This window comes from Mycolicibacterium tusciae (assembly GCF_002086795.1).
Classification (GTDB): domain Bacteria; phylum Actinomycetota; class Actinomycetes; order Mycobacteriales; family Mycobacteriaceae; genus Mycobacterium; species Mycobacterium tusciae.
Window position 1 is genome coordinate 61356 of the sequence record NZ_MVIM01000003.1, and the last position, 12904, is coordinate 74259.

Genomic DNA, 12904 nt, shown 5'->3' on the forward strand with positions numbered 1-12904 from the left:
CCGTCATCCGCTGATCTCACCGAGCAATCGCTCACGCCCGGCTACACAGTTACCAACCGCACGTCTGGATCAACTTGAAACTCTTACCGATTCTTCCTTCTTTGACCAATTCCGTTGTCGAGCGATCACTTTCCGATCCGGCGCGCTTCGGAATCCTCACTACGTATCCCCCGACTGCGTGCGGACTCGCTACCTTCAGCGCCGCACTGGCCAAAGGATTGACCGCCGATGGCGCAGAGGTCAGCGTGGTGCGAGTGGCCGATGGGTCGTCGTCCTCGAGCGCCCGCGTCGTCGGGGAGCTCATCGCCGACTCACCGGCATCTGTTTCCGCGGCTTCGGAATTGCTCAACCAAAGCGACGTCGCGATCATTCAGCATGAGTACGGCATCTACGGCGGTGTCGACGGTGACGATGTCGTCGATGTCATCGAGGGACTGCGCGTGCCGTCGATCGTGGTCGCTCACACTGTCCTGAAAGAGCCTACGGCACACCAGCGTTCGGTTCTCGAGGCCGTCACGGCGGCAGCGGATCGCGTGGTGGTGATGTCGGAGGCGGCCAGTGAACGACTGTGCCTGACCTTCAACGTCGACCGGCGGAAGATCGTCACCATTCCGCACGGCGCGGCTGTCCCGAACACCGCTGCGGTGAAGCAGGCGGGTAGACCCACCTTGCTGACCTGGGGTCTCTTGGGTCCGGGTAAGGGTATCGAGAGGGTGATCGGCGCTATGGCTTCGCTTGCGCACCTTTCCGGTCGCCCGCGGTACCTCGTCGCCGGGCAGACGCATCCCAAAGTGCTTGTCGCACAGGGCGAGGCGTACCGCAACGGCTGTATCGAGCAGGCGCGTCGCAGCGGTCTGGCCGACTCCGTCTTCTTCGACCCCGATTATCGCGACGTCGCGTCCCTGAGCGCTCTCGCTCAGTCCGCAAGCGTGGTGGTCCTTCCGTACGACTCCACCGATCAGGTCACGTCCGGCGTACTGGTGGACGCCATCGCCAGTGGCCGGCCGGTCGTCGCCACGGCCTTCCCGCACGCCAACGAGCTGCTGGCCAGCGGGGCGGGCATCGTTGTCGACCACAGTGATCCCGAGGCCCTCGCGCTGGCGCTTCGCCAGGTCATCACCGACCCGCGTGTGGCGGGCTCCATGGCCGCCGAGGCCCGCCGACTCGCGCCGACGATGTCGTGGCGAGTGGTGGCCGATGCGTATCTGCGCCTGGCGCACCGCGTGATGGGCGAACGGCCGGCATTCGTATGACCGCCGCCATCCCCACCCCGGTGTTCGACCACCTGCAGCGAATGACAGACCATCGCGGCACGTTCGAGCACGCGCGGTTGACCGAGCCCGACCCGGAGCACGGCTACTGCACCGACGACGTGGCGCGGGTGCTGGTGGTCACGACGCGACAGCCCGGACTGGATCGCACCCTCAACGGTGTCGCCGGAACAGCACTGCGGTTTCTCGGCGAAGCGCAGGCTCTCACCGGCGCCTGCCGCAACCGGATGGACAGCAAGGGCAAGTGGACCGACGAGCCCGCCGTGGAGGACGCCTGGGGACGCTGCCTGTGGGGTCTGGGAACCGCAGCCGCGCACAGTGACGTCGCCTGGGCCCGACAATCGGCGATCATGCAGTTCGAGCGCGGCGCGCAGGAGCGGTCGCCGTGGCCGCGGGCAATGGCGTTCGCGGCGCTGGGCGCCGCCGAGATGCTTGCGTTCGATCCCGAGAATCGGGCGGCGCGGCTACTGATCATCGACTACGCGGCCTCGCTCGCCGAACCGAACGGTGACCCGGCGTGGCCGTGGCCCGAGCCGCGACTCACCTACGCGAACGCGGTCCTGCCGGAGGCGATGATCGCCGCGGGCGCCGTGCTCGAGGACGGGTCACTGCGACAACGCGGCCTGGATCTGTTGGCCTGGCTTCTCGACGTGGAGACGACAGACGGTCAGCTCTCGGTCACCCCGGCGACAGGCAGAGGGCCCGGTGAGAAAGGGCCCGCGTTCGATCAGCAACCGATCGAGGTGTCCACGCTCGCCGATGCCTGCGCCCGCGCGGCCACCGTCGACGACGACGCGATGTGGCCGGATGCCCTCCGTACCGCGGCGGCATGGTTCCAGGGTGCCAACGACGCAGGACAGCTGATGTGGGACCCGGCCACGGGTGGCGGGTTCGACGGCTTGCACGCCGACTCGGTGAATTGCAACCAGGGCGCGGAGTCGACGCTTGCCGTGCTTTCGACGCTGCAACACGCGCAACGCTTTTCTGCAGTGCCGCAATGACTTCGGTGAAGGCCGGGCTCGTCACACGCAGCCCGCTCCGACTCGCCGCCGATTCCTCGCGGGTCATCACCCGATTGTTCGTCCCAGGGCAGGAGGGTTTCGAGCATGAGGACTCCCGCGCGGGCGCGGTGCTGCAGCGCATCCTGGCGCTGGACGAGAACGACGTCCGCGTGTCGCTGGACGATATCGTCACGCGCTTCGGTTGGCGGCACCGCGACCTGATCGGCGTATTTCATGCGCATGCTCGTGAACTTGCCGACCGGCTGGACGCGGGACGCGAACTGTCCGAAGCACGAATGATGTTGCTGGGCGCGACGTTCACAAGCGAGTACGCCATCGAAGGGGCGGCCCTGTGCAATCCCAGCATGGTGGCACACCCGGACCAGGCGGGCACACCGGCCGGCAGCCTGAGATTCGTGATGAGCGTGCGCGGCATCGGGGAGGGGCACGTATCGTCGATCGGTTTCCGTACCGGCCTCATCGATGCCACAGGTGCGGTGACGATCGATGCTGCGACTCCGTTCGCCACCGCGGGCAAGGCGGTGCAGACGCTGCTGGACGCTGCGGTCCTGCGTACTGAGCTCTCTCGTCTGCACGATGCCGGAGAAGGCGCTGATTACGTCCTCAACGCGCTCGGCGACCGGTTCACGCGGAACGACCTCGAAGAGCAGCTCGACAGGCTTCAGAAGCATCGGAGGACGCGTGGTCATGCGTCCGAGACGATTTCGCGGATTCGGACGATCGCCGACCGCACCTACGGCATCGAATTCGCCGAGGGCATTCCGCTCGGCGAGCGGATTCTGTGGCCCGCAATGGGTGCAGAGGCCGGCGGTATGGAGGACGCGCGCTTCGTCCGGTTCGTTGATGACGACGGGTCGGTCACCTTCTACGCGAGCTACACGGCGTACAGCGGAACGGAGATCAGCCAGCAGTTGCTCGCGACGAAGGATTTCGCATCGTTCACCACCTCGCCATTGGTCGGCTGTGCCGCCGCCAACAAGGGTCTGGCGTTGTTCCCCCGCCGCTTCCGTGGTCAATTCGCTGCCATGTCGAGGTCTGACCGCGAATCGAATTCGTTTGCGTACTCGGACTCCCCGCTCATCTGGACCGAAGCCGTGCCCTGTCAGCACCCGACTCGGCCGTGGGAGGCCCTGCAGCTCGGAAACTGCGGGCCGCCCATCGAAACCGACGCGGGGTGGTTGGTGCTCACGCACGGTGTCGGACCGATGCGGACATACCGGATCGGAGCGATACTGCTCGATCTGGAGAATCCCTCGCGCATAGTCGCTTCGCTGCAAGATCCGCTGGTGAGTCCGAGTGCCGACGAGCAGGACGGCTACGTTCCGAATGTCGTCTACTCGTGTGGCGCGCTTGTGCACGCCGGAATCCTGGTCGTGCCCTACGGAATCGGGGATGCAGCTATCGGTTTCGCGACCGTCCCGCTGTCAGAACTTCTCCACGAAATGGAGATGGCTCGACACTGAGGTCACTCACCTCAACTGCGCGACGAGTGCCTCGGTCACCTCGACCGTCGACGCGCTGCCGCCCAGATCGCCGGTCCGGGTCTCCGGCTTCGCCAGCGTCGCCTCGATCGCCGCCATCACATCAGCGGCCGCGTCCATATGTCCCAAATGCTCGAGCATCAACGCCGCCGACCACACCGCGCCGACGGGGTTGGCGATCCCGCGGCCCGCGATGTCGGGGGCCGAACCGTGCACCGGTTCGAACATCGACGGGTACTCCTTGGTCGGATCCAGATTGCCCGACGGCGCAATCCCGATCGACCCGGCGACGGCTGCAGCGAGGTCAGACAGGATGTCGCCGAACAGGTTTGATCCCACCACGACGTCGAAGCGTTGCGGCTGCAACACGAACTTCGCGGCCAACGCGTCGATGTGCTCGCTGTCCATCCGAACGTCCGGAAACTGCGCCGCGCGCTCGGCGACCACCTCATCCCAGAACGGCAGCGTGTGCACGATCCCGTTCGACTTCGTCGCCGACGTGACGTATCCGCGCCGCGACCGCGCCAACTCGAAGGCATAGTCGGCGATCCGGCTGACCCCGAGACGCGTGAAAACCGATTCCTGGACAGCCATCTCCTCGGGGAAACCGCGGTTGAGCCGTCCGCCGATCTCGCTGTACTCGCCCTCGACGTTCTCCCGCACCACCACGAAGTCGACGTCACCCGGTGCCCGCAGCGGACTTTCGACGCCGTCGAACACCTTGATCGGGCGCAGGTTGACGTACTGGCGGAACGCCCGCCGGATCGGGATCAGCAGGCCCCACAGCGACACGTGGTCCGGTACTCCCGGCCAGCCGACCGCGCCGAGCAGGATAGCGTCGAAGCCGCGCAGCGTGTCGATGGCATCCTCGGGCATCATCGCCCCGGTCTGGGTGTAGCGCTCACATGACCAGTCGAAGTCCGTGTAGGACAGCTCGATTCCGTGCTTGGTACCGACAGCGTCGAGCACCGCGCGGGCCGACGTGATGACCTCGGGTCCGATTCCGTCGCCCGGGATCACGGCGACGGTGTGCATGGCCGGCTCGGCCGGCGTGGTCATCCGCCGAGTCCCAGCAGGCCGACCATGATCGGTAACAGGATGATGATGAGGATCGCGCCCGCGATGTCGAATGTGATGCCGGATCTGATCATCGTGGTGATCTTCACGACGCCGGAGCCGTAGACGATCGCATTCTGCGGCGTCGACACCGGCAGCATGAACCCGAACGACGCTGCGAACGTCGCCGCCAACGCAGGCACGAACGGGTTCACGCCCGCGGCGATCGCCACCGGGATGATGATCGGCACCACCACCGCAGCCGACGCCGTGTTGCTCGTCGTCTCGGACACGATGATCGCCAGAATCACCGCGAAGATAGTGATCGGGACGATGCTCGACAGGCCCAGCGCGTCGTTGACCGAGTTGCCGATGGTCTCGGCCAGTCCGGTCGAGCTGATCAGCGACCCGAAGATGATGCCGCAGCCGAAGAGAATGATGGTGCCCCAGTCGATTTCGGCGGCATCGCTCCAGCGCAGCGTGAACTCGCGGTCTTTCCAGTCGGTGGGCAGCAGGAACAGCAGCGCGGCGCCGAACACGGCGACCACGCCCTCGTCGAGACGGTCGCTGATGAACTCGTAGGCACTGGAGTCGGTGCCGGTGATCAGTGCGACGATGCCGGGCAGTATCCACAGGGTGACGGTGATGCCGAACGCGATGAGCGTGTTCTTCTCCGCGCGCGACAACGAACCCAGCTTCTCGCGCTCTTCTGCGACGTACTCGGCCACGCCGTCGATCCGCTTGATCTCGGGCTTGTTCAGCCGCAACAAGATGAGCGCCAGCAGCGCGAACATGATCAGGCAGATCGGTACGGCCATCACTATCCACTGCGCGAAGCTGATCCGCTCCCCGGTGGCCTCCTCGATCAAGCCGCGCCCGATCAGGTTGGGTGGGCTGCCGACCGGGGTCAACAAGCCGCCGACACTGGCGCCGTAGGCGAGCATGAGCATGATCGCCGCGCCGACCCGCAGCCGTTGCGGATCGAAGTCGGGTTCGACGTCACCGCGCTTCTGCAGAAGTTTGGCGATGACCGCGAGGATGCCGATGGCCGTCGGCAGCAACATCGCCACGGTCGCGGTGTTGGACACGAAAGCCGACAGCAGGCAGGTGATCGCGCCGAACGCGAGGATTACGCCGGTGGTGGAGCGACCGACACCCGGCAGCGACAGAATCCGGAACGCGAACCGCCGGGCGAGACCGTGTTTGAGCATTGCCTGCGCCAGGATGAACGCGCCGATGAAGGTGAAGATTGTCGACGACCCGAACGGGCCGAGGACGTCGTCGACCGGGGCCACGCCGAGGAACACGGCGACGGCGACGCCGAGCAGACCGCCGACGGGAATCGGGATCGCTTCGCTGATCCACAGGGCGATGACCCCCAGCAACACCGCCCCGAGAACCTGCTGCTCGCGCGGGATATCGATGGGGAGAACGAGAAAACCGACCGTCAGCAGCGGAGCAAGAAAAAGGCCGACGGTCCGTCGACCCTTCTCGAACCGTTCCTCCTTGGGGGAGAGTTTCTGCTCACCGAGGCTTCGATACGTTGCGCTGCCGAGGAGCGCTTTGTCGACATCGGTCTGTTTGGCCGGGCTGTCCGTGGTCATGGGGCGGCTCCATCGCTGCAGCTGTGTTCTACACCACACTCGTGACGGGGGGTGTTCCTGTAAACCGCGCACCTTAAACATGCCGGGGCCGGACACGGTCGTCGGCGACCGCGTAATTCGCCGCCCGCGGCCGCTCCGGCCATCCCTCTGACCTGCGATGTCGTCGAGGAATGCCGAATCATCGCCGGTCACGGTGTAGCGTCGAGGTGTTGGGAGCCCAGCCAGTCCGGGAATGTTTCAGCCGATCCTCGCTGATCCGCCGAGCAGACCGCTCACGCCGGACATGCCGGTACTGACCGCAAAGTCTGGACTGCCCTTGACTGCTCTACCCGACTACGAGCCGATCCTTCCTTACGCTGCGCCGCAACAGATCTCGCGCACCGTCCGATTCGGTATCTTCGACACCCACACGCCCCCACCGTGCGGCCTTGCGCGGTTCGCCGCCGGTCTAGCCGCCGCCCTGAGCACCGATGGAACCAGCGCCAGCTGGGTGGCTGACGGCACGCTCCAGGGTCAGGTCGACGTCGCGATCCTGCAGTACCAAGACGGCACGACTCACGATGTGGTCGACATCGTCGACGCCCTGCGCGTCCCGTCGATCGTCGTCATCCACACGGTTCCGAAAGCCCCCACTTCGCAACAACGTTCGGTGCTCGAGGCGATCACCGCCGCCGCGGACCACGTGGTCGTGATGTCCGAAGCGGCGCGACAGCGGCTCAGTCTCGTATATGCGGTCGACCGCCAAAAGGTCAGCATGATCCCGCACGGCGCGACCTTGCCGACTGCCCCCCGGGTCAAGCGCCCGAGTAGACCCACCATCCTGACGTGGGGACTCCTGGGTCCGGGCAAGGGCGTCGAAAGGGTCATCGACGCCATGCCGTCGCTGGGCGATGTCCCCGGCCGGCCGCGTTATGTCATCGCCGGCCCCCTGGATCCCGGCGTCCCGGAGACCGAAGCCGAGGCATATCGGGCTGCGCGCATCGAGCAGGCCAGGCGGCTGGGTGTGGCCGATTCGGTGTCGTTCGACCCCCGCTATTACGACAAGTCGAGCCTGGCCGAACTGATTCAGCAGGCCTCGGTGGTCGTGTTGCCCTACGACTCCACGGAACAGGTGAGCTCGGGTGTGCTCGTCGACGCGGTCGCGAATGGCAGACCCATTGTGGCGACGGCGTTTCCGCATGCGATCGAGCTGCTGAGCAGCGGGGCGGGCATCGTCGTGGAGCACAACGACGGCGTCGCACTCGCGGCGGCGCTGCGCCAGATCATCACGCAGCCGCGGCTCGCCGGTGCCATGGCGGCCGAGGTTCGTCAACGGGCGCCGGAGGTGGCGTGGCCGGTGGTCGCCGCCGCCTATCTGAAACTGGCGCTACGACTCACGGCCGGATCACCCGTGTTGGCCTGACCGCCCATCACGTCGCGGCGCGGGCTTCGCGTATCGCGTGCGGATAGGTGTCGCAGCGGTGCTGGAACGACAGAATCGCGGGGTTGAGGACGACACCGTCGCGGATTTCGATCGCGCGAGCGATCGTCGGAGACTCCTCCCACGCCGCCGGCCCTGCCAGCAACGCGTCGAGGTGAGGCAACAACGCCTCGCTGATCTCCCAGGTCGCCGAGTTCCACAGATACGACGGGCTGTGGTCGACGGCGTAATAGTGGATGCGGTTCGCCACCTCGATCATCGGCTCGGCGAACGACGTGGGCTGTGCCCAGCTGAAACCCATGCCCACGTCGCAGGAGACGTCGACGATGAGACTGCCCGCAGTGAAGGAAGCCAGGTCCTCCTCGGTGACGAAGACCAGGGGTGCGTTGGGATCCTGGAGGACACAGTTGACGACGATGTCGTTGTCGGCCAGCAGTTCGGTCACCGGCACGAGCCCCTCCGGCGTGTCCGCGAGTATCTGATCGGGTGCGTCCGGATCGGGCCCCATCTGGATGATCTGGGTGGAGTGGATCGGCGATCCGACGGCGGCGACGTCCCGGTTGGTCAACACGCGCACGTCGTCGACACCGTGGGAGTTCAGCGCGGTGACGGCGCCGCGGGCGGTGGCGCCGAACCCGATGACGGTTGCGCGCAGCCGCCGGCCGTAGATGCCGGTGACCCCCACGGATTGCATCGCGTGCAGGACCGAGCAGTAGCCCGCCAGCTCGTTGTTCTTGTGAAAGACGTGCAGCCCGAACCCGCCGTCGGATTGCCAGTGGTTCATTGCTTCGAAGGCGATCAGCGTCAACCGCGAATCGATGGCGATCTGAGTAGCCTCCGCGTCCTGCACACAGTGCGGCCAGCCCCAAACAACTTGGCCCGGACGGAATTCGGCGAGGTCCTGTGCCTGAACTTTGGGCAGCAGAATGACGTCGCAATCGGCGATCAGTTTCTCGCGGGGTCCAACCCCGCCGACGAGAGCGCCCAGCTCGTCGTCCGTGGCGCCGAAATCGGAGCCATAGCCGTGCTCCAGAAAGATGCGCTGCGCCAGCGGGCGATCTATCCGGTCGAAATGTGCCGGGTGAATCGGCAGTCGGCGCTCGTTCGGTTTACGCGAGCGAGCGAAAATGCCAATCGAAAGCGGTTGACCTTCAGCGCTTCTTGTCATGGAACAGGGCCTCGGCAGACGAGGCCTTGGCCGCCGCCTTCTGGTGCTTTGCCGCGCGCTTCTCTTTCAATGACTTGCCGGACTTCTTTGCCATGGCTTGTCGAGGAGATTTATCAGACATCGATGGCCCCTTGATTGTGGGGGCCTGATTGGTCCCGATCTCCCTGACCTTACCCCTTGAACGCCGCGATTACCCGACCTCCCGACGGGGTAGGCTGTCAGTACGCCGACGCGCAACCGCCGTCCTTTTTCGATCACGACCGCTCGTCCGCTTTATCTTCGGGTTCGCTCAGGAGCCCAGACCTGACACACCACCGGCTCCACGGGGACTCTCAAATGGCCATTGCCGATGTTGCCGCGTTCGCGCACCTAAGCGACGCGGATGTCGAGGCGCTCGGTCGCGAGCTCGACGCCATCCGCAGCGACGTCGAGGAGTCCCTCGGCGAGCGCGACGCGGCCTACATCCGGCGCACCATCAAATTCCAACGGACGCTGGACGTCGCCGCGCGCCTGATCATCGCCTGCTCGCGGTCCAGGGCGGGTTGGCTGCTGGGCACCGCATCGCTGGCTTTCGCGAAGAGCGTCGAGAACATGGAGATCGCCCACAACGTCGGCCATGGTCAATGGGATTGGATGAATGACCCGGAGATCCACTCGAGCACGTGGGAGTGGGACATGGTCGGCGTGTCGTCGCAGTGGAGGTACTCGCACAACTACCGCCACCACGTGTTCAGCAATGTCGTCGGGGTGGACGACGACCTCGGCTTCGGCGTGATACGGATGACCCGCGACCAGCCCTGGAAACGCGAACATCTCGTGCAGCCACTTCGTAATCTGTTGCTGGCCAGTATCTTCGAGTGGGGGATCGGGCTGCACGGTATCCACTCTGAGCGCGATCGTCTGGCCCCGGACGCCGCCAGGGTCGGTGCGGCCAGGCGCGCATTCGCCGGCAAGATCGCCCGGCAATCACTCAAGGACTACGTTTTCTTCCCGGCATTGAGCCGGTCCCGCTGGCGCCGAACCTTGGCTGCCAACACGACGGCCAACCTACTGCGCAATCTGTGGGCGTATGTGGTGATCTTCTGCGGTCACTTTCCTGATGGCGCGGAGAAATTCACCGCCGACGTACTGGACAAGGAAACCAAGGGCGAGTGGTACCTGCGGCAGATGCTGGGTGCCGCGAATTTCAGGGCCGGCCCGCTGCTTGCCTTCTCGAGCGGGAATCTGTGCTACCAGATCGAGCACCATCTGTTCCCCGACCTGCCCAGCAACCGCCTTGCACAAATCGCGGTGCGCGTGCAGGGACTGTGCCAAAAGTACGATTTGCCCTACACCACCGGATCCATTGTGCGCCAGTATTTTCAGGTGCTACGTACGATTCACACGCTGGCGTTCCCCGACCGACTTCCGCGGACCGCTGCCGGCGACGCGTCCGCCTACGGCGACCCCGCTGCTTGCACGATTTCCTCTGGAGAGGACGCTGGAGATATGACGACCTCGCCACGATCCGCGGGCAACACTGTCGCCCCGCACCGGTTCGGCTAGATGTGGCGATTCAGGATCAGTTGCTCGCCGCGATTGACGGTCGCCGCGGGACCGATGCCGCCGACCGACTGTGTGAGGCGTGCGTAGTGCTCTTCGACGTCGATGCGGCGGCGATCTCGCTGGTGTTCGACGGCGCCAACAATGGAACCCTCGGCTGCAGCGGTGAGCCCGCGCGGACATACGACGAGCTTCAGTTTCTCATCGGTGAGGGGCCTTGCCTCGACTCGGTCAGCAGCCGTGCGCCCGTCGAGGTCATCGATCTCGCCGATCCCGACGAAGGACGCTGGCCGCTCTACGGCCCCGCGATGCTCGATCTACACGTCCGCGGGGTATTCGCGATGCCCGTCTTGGTCGCCGGCGAATACGTCGGCGCACTCGACCTGTTCCGCGTTCAGCCCGGCCAGCTGGACCGCGAGCAGTTGTCGGGTGCCGTCGTCGCCGCAGAACTGGCAGGCGCTCCCGTGCTGGACCTCCTGGACGGAGACCTTTCCGCGGCCGCTTCCGACCCGCTCAGCAACGCCTGGGCGGAACTGAACTCACTGTCGCGCGCCGAGGTCAGCCAGGCGACCGGCATGCTGGTCGCCCAACTCGACGTCGAGCCTGCCGAGGCTCTGGTCCGCCTGCGCGCGCACGCCTACGCGACGGGACGCACCTCGACCGAGGTCGCCCGGGACATCCTGGAACGTCGACTGCGCCTCGAGGCCGACTGATGCATACCGAGGAAAGGAGTGTGGCATGACCGAAGCCTCCCGCGAGACCCGTGTCCTGGACGCGGTCGTATCCCTCGTCGACACCCTCCTGGAGGACTTCGACGTGGTCGATCTGCTGACCGAACTGACCGAGCGCTGCGCCCAGCTGCTCGACGTCGAGGCCGCCGGCTTCCTGCTCGTCGACCCGCTCAACCAACTGCGACTGTTGGCCGCCACCACCGAGCAAGCCCACGAACTGGAGCTCTTCCAACTGCAGGCCGACGAAGGCCCCTGCGTCGACTGCTACTCCACCGGCCAACCCGTGTCGGTCGCTGACCTGACCGTCGCGGCCGAGCGCTGGCCCCGGTTCGTACCGGCCGCGCTCGACGCCGGCTTCGCCTCCGTGCACGCCGTGCCGATGCGCGCGGCAGGCATCGTGCTGGGCGCACTCGGGCTGTTCGGCTCCGGCTCGGGCGAACTCAACGACGCGGACCGCCTCGTCGCGCAGACGCTCGCGCACATCGCCTGCGTGGCGATCTTGCAGGAGCACGCGCCAACGCCATCGACAGTGATCCCGCAGCTGCGCTCCGCGCTCGCGAGCCGCGTCATCGTCGAGCAGGCCAAGGGATATCTGCGCGAGGCTCTCGACGTCTCCGTCGAGGAGGCCTTCAGACTGGTGCGCGCCTACGCCCGCGCCAATGGTGAGCATCTGACCGAAGTCGCGCAGCGCCTGATGACCGACCGGCACGCGCGTCCGGTGCTGGTCTCCGCCATCGGCGAATTCGTCACGCCGGCAACGTAACTCACTCGCGCTGGCGGGCCTTGGCGCGTCGTACCGCTTCTTCGACCAGCCGCTCCGCCACGACGTGGAGCTTCATGTTTTCGGTCTGGCTCATTCGAACGAGCCGATCGAACGCCACCTGGGCGCCGACCCCCGAGCGGGCACGGATGATTCCGATCGCCTGGTCGATCGTCGCGCGGGTGCCCAGCGCGCTCTGCAACTGCCTCGTGCGGGCCTGGGCATGGTCGAGCAGTTGGGCATTGAGGACCGACACCGCCGCAGGTCCGGCGAACTGCGAGCCCAACTCCACCGCGTGGTCGCCGAATGCATCGCGGCTTTTGGCATAGGTGTTGATCGCACCGACCAATTGATCGCCGACCATCATCGGCAACGCCAGCGCGGAATGCACACCCATCCGCGCCACACGTCCGCCGAAATGCGGCCACCGGCTGTCGCTCCCCAGCGACCCGCTGACCGTGGACCGGCGCGTGTCCATACACGTGACGCACGGCCCCTCTTTGATTTCGGCGTACTGCAGCCTGTCGATGTCTTCGACGAACGCCACGGTGACCGCCCAGGCTTTGACCCCCCCGCACACATCGATCAAGGTGACGCCCGCGCCGTCGACACCGGGAATGGCACGAGCCGCGAACTCTGCCACGTCGCGCAGGAGGTCGGTGACCCCGCGCCCCCCGGCCACCAGTCCCGCCACGCCTCGCAGGCCGGCATACAGGTCGACGTCGTCCGCCTCGCGCTGGGCGGCAGACAGATCGGGCTCCGGAGCCGATGATCGGCCGGGCTGTGGGTCGTAATCAGCCATGTGCCTAAGCAATGTACCCGCAGTTGCGGGCCAGATAACCCGTCCCG

General features: G+C 66.0%; 12 protein-coding genes. 7 read left to right on the plus strand and 5 right to left on the minus strand.

Translation table 11 applies throughout. The features are described 5' to 3' along the window. Positions 1–101: 101 nt before the first annotated feature. The 3 genes from BST47_RS06190 to BST47_RS06200 are packed head-to-tail and all read left to right on the plus strand — an operon-like array spanning position 102 to position 3756. On the plus strand, positions 102–1253 hold the full coding sequence (locus BST47_RS06190) for a glycosyltransferase (protein WP_234809597.1): 1152 nt from the start codon (positions 102–104) through the stop codon (positions 1251–1253). Further along, positions 1250–2272: a glycosyltransferase gene (locus BST47_RS06195; RefSeq protein ID WP_083124390.1), complete on the plus strand. Its 1023-nt coding sequence runs from the start codon at positions 1250–1252 to the stop codon at positions 2270–2272. Before BST47_RS06190 ends, BST47_RS06195 begins: the two co-directional genes overlap by 4 nt. Further along, a complete protein-coding gene (locus tag BST47_RS06200; protein WP_083124392.1) occupies positions 2269–3756 on the plus strand; it encodes a glycoside hydrolase family 130 protein in 1488 nt (495 codons plus the stop codon). Before BST47_RS06195 ends, BST47_RS06200 begins: the two co-directional genes overlap by 4 nt. 6 nt (positions 3757–3762) lie before the next feature. Here BST47_RS06200 and BST47_RS06205 read toward each other — a convergent pair whose 3' ends face one another. Both BST47_RS06205 and BST47_RS06210 read right to left on the minus strand, forming a co-directional pair. After that, complete coding sequence (locus BST47_RS06205; RefSeq protein WP_083124394.1) at positions 3763–4833, minus strand: tartrate dehydrogenase; 1071 nt, start codon at positions 4831–4833, stop codon at positions 3763–3765. Beyond that, positions 4830–6434 (minus strand): SLC13 family permease, encoded by a 1605-nt coding sequence (locus tag BST47_RS06210; RefSeq protein WP_083124396.1) that lies wholly within the window; start codon positions 6432–6434, stop codon positions 4830–4832. Before BST47_RS06210 ends, BST47_RS06205 begins: the two co-directional genes overlap by 4 nt. 232 nt (positions 6435–6666) lie before the next feature. Between BST47_RS06210 and BST47_RS06215 the strand changes: the two genes are divergently transcribed. After that, on the plus strand, positions 6667–7836 hold the full coding sequence (locus BST47_RS06215) for a glycosyltransferase (RefSeq protein WP_234809598.1): 1170 nt from the start codon (positions 6667–6669) through the stop codon (positions 7834–7836). 7 nt (positions 7837–7843) lie between these two features. Here BST47_RS06215 and BST47_RS06220 read toward each other — a convergent pair whose 3' ends face one another. Then, a complete protein-coding gene (locus BST47_RS06220) occupies positions 7844–9022 on the minus strand; it encodes a N(5)-(carboxyethyl)ornithine synthase (protein WP_083124398.1) in 1179 nt (392 codons plus the stop codon). Then, complete coding sequence (locus BST47_RS30635) at positions 9006–9143, minus strand: hypothetical protein (RefSeq protein ID WP_165799753.1); 138 nt, start codon at positions 9141–9143, stop codon at positions 9006–9008. Before BST47_RS30635 ends, BST47_RS06220 begins: the two co-directional genes overlap by 17 nt. Positions 9144–9358: 215 nt before the next feature. On the opposite strand from BST47_RS30635, the gene BST47_RS06225 reads away from it, so the two are divergent. From BST47_RS06225 to BST47_RS06235, 3 genes are read left to right on the plus strand one after another with little or no spacing between them, the layout of a single operon-like run. Next, entirely contained in the window at positions 9359–10567 is a 1209-nt protein-coding gene (locus BST47_RS06225; protein WP_083124400.1) for a fatty acid desaturase family protein, read from the plus strand. A gap of 2 nt (positions 10568–10569) precedes the next feature. Further along, positions 10570–11277 (plus strand): GAF and ANTAR domain-containing protein, encoded by a 708-nt coding sequence (locus tag BST47_RS06230; protein ID WP_083124402.1) that lies wholly within the window; start codon positions 10570–10572, stop codon positions 11275–11277. Positions 11278–11302: 25 nt separating this feature from the next. Then, entirely contained in the window at positions 11303–12058 is a 756-nt protein-coding gene (locus BST47_RS06235) for a GAF and ANTAR domain-containing protein (RefSeq protein WP_083124404.1), read from the plus strand. Between the two features lies 1 nt (position 12059). Here the strand turns inward: BST47_RS06235 and BST47_RS06240 are convergent, their stop codons facing one another. After that, positions 12060–12857, minus strand: a complete 798-nt coding sequence (locus BST47_RS06240) for a GAF and ANTAR domain-containing protein (protein ID WP_083124406.1) — start codon at positions 12855–12857, stop codon at positions 12060–12062. Positions 12858–12904 lie beyond the last annotated feature (47 nt).

Coding starts and splice junctions, on each gene's coding strand:
- BST47_RS06195 (WP_083124390.1), top strand. CDS start 1,250: ATGACCGCCGCCATCCCCACCCCGGTGTTCGACCACCTGCAGCGAATG.
- BST47_RS06200 (WP_083124392.1), top strand. CDS start 2,269: ATGACTTCGGTGAAGGCCGGGCTCGTCACACGCAGCCCGCTCCGACTC.
- BST47_RS06205 (WP_083124394.1), bottom strand. CDS start 4,833: ATGACCACGCCGGCCGAGCCGGCCATGCACACCGTCGCCGTGATCCCG.
- BST47_RS06210 (WP_083124396.1), bottom strand. CDS start 6,434: ATGACCACGGACAGCCCGGCCAAACAGACCGATGTCGACAAAGCGCTC.
- BST47_RS06215 (WP_234809598.1), top strand. CDS start 6,667: ATGTTTCAGCCGATCCTCGCTGATCCGCCGAGCAGACCGCTCACGCCG.
- BST47_RS06220 (WP_083124398.1), bottom strand. CDS start 9,022: ATGACAAGAAGCGCTGAAGGTCAACCGCTTTCGATTGGCATTTTCGCT.
- BST47_RS30635 (WP_165799753.1), bottom strand. CDS start 9,143: ATGTCTGATAAATCTCCTCGACAAGCCATGGCAAAGAAGTCCGGCAAG.
- BST47_RS06225 (WP_083124400.1), top strand. CDS start 9,359: ATGGCCATTGCCGATGTTGCCGCGTTCGCGCACCTAAGCGACGCGGAT.
- BST47_RS06235 (WP_083124404.1), top strand. CDS start 11,303: ATGACCGAAGCCTCCCGCGAGACCCGTGTCCTGGACGCGGTCGTATCC.
- BST47_RS06240 (WP_083124406.1), bottom strand. CDS start 12,857: ATGGCTGATTACGACCCACAGCCCGGCCGATCATCGGCTCCGGAGCCC.